Genomic DNA, 1,304 nt, shown 5'->3' with positions numbered 1-1,304 from the left:
ACTCGATACTGCCCGCGAAGGCACCTATTCCCAGCAAGCGCTGGAAATTCTTCCGGCTCGTTATAAAAAACTTTATTTTGACCGAGTCACTGGCGGGTTTCGCATTCGTAAGCGGATCCGTGACCAAGTTGTTTTTGCACGACAAGATCTCGTACAAAACCCACCTTTTGTTCGAGTTGATTTTGTCAGTTGCCGAAATGTTCTCATCTACTTTGAACCCGCGTTGCAGGATCGGGTGTTTCAAATTTTCCATTACGCCTTGGTTCCGCAGGGAACCCTCTTTCTTGGAAAGTCCGAGAACGCACCGGCTAAGTATTTTGATACCGTGGATAAAAAGGCGAAAATATTCCGCCGTTCCGCGCTTGCTTCAAATCTGATTCCTGTCCCCCGGAATCATCGTCCAGAAACTATTTTTCAAACCCGAAGTAGCGATTTGCCGAATTTCTCGGAAATCGTTCCGCGTGAATTGATTAAGTCACTTGGCATTTGTGCATTTGTCGTCGATGCCGATACCACGATTGTTCATATTGTAGGCGATACCTCGGCCTACATCGGCATTCCCGGCGGGCAAGCTGATTTTCGTTTATCAAACTTACTCACTAAAAGTGCTGGCGTAGAGCTAGCGATATTGGTTCGCAAAACGGCCCGCGACCGGGGGCAATACTCGAGTCGATCTCACCAACTAGCGAGTAAATCGAATAAAACTCGATTCGTATTTTCTGTACGTCCGTTAGACCAAGTTAAATCGGCAGGAAAAGCACTTTTTTTGGTGACGATTGAACCGAGGGCCGCCGAAAAAGCAGGAGTCAAAAAAGGCAAAAAGCTAACGAAACTTGAAGACCGCGAATACCCGGCGCGTATGATCGAACTTGAGCAAGAGATTTTGTCTACTCGAGAACATTTGCAAACACTGATTGAAGAACTTGAAATCTCAAACGAAGAATTACAGTCCTTGAACGAAGAAATGTCTTCGACCAACGAGGAGCTGCAGGCCTCGAACGAGGAGCTTGAGACGACCAACGAAGAAATGCAGGCTTCGAACGAAGAACTGACCACCCTAAACGAAGAAGTCACTACTAAGTCTTCTGAACTACGTGCCGCCAATGCTCATCTGGAGAATGTGCAAAATAGTATCGGTGCGCCCCTCGTACTCGTCGACGAAGAACTCCGAGTGGTTCGGTTCAACAGCAGTTCGAACAAAATATTTTCGCTGACCGAAGGCGACGTGGGTTCTCATCTGATTGATGTTTCTTGTAAATGCGAGATTCCGCGATTTGATGTCCGCATGAGAGAAACCGTCCGAA

1 protein-coding gene is annotated in these 1,304 nt (G+C 47.1%); it reads left to right on the top strand.

Translation table 11 applies throughout. From position 1 onward, the window contains the following. Positions 1–1,304, top strand: a 1,304-nt coding sequence (locus tag EOO50_RS17625; protein ID WP_290841599.1) for a CheR family methyltransferase, incomplete at both ends; no start/stop codon positions are given.

The organism is Flavobacterium sp. (assembly GCF_004211145.1).
Taxonomy (GTDB): Bacteria; Bacteroidota; Bacteroidia; order Flavobacteriales; family Flavobacteriaceae; genus Flavobacterium.
The sequence above is the reverse complement of the archived record's forward strand: the minus strand, read 5'-3'. Positions and strand labels throughout refer to the sequence as shown.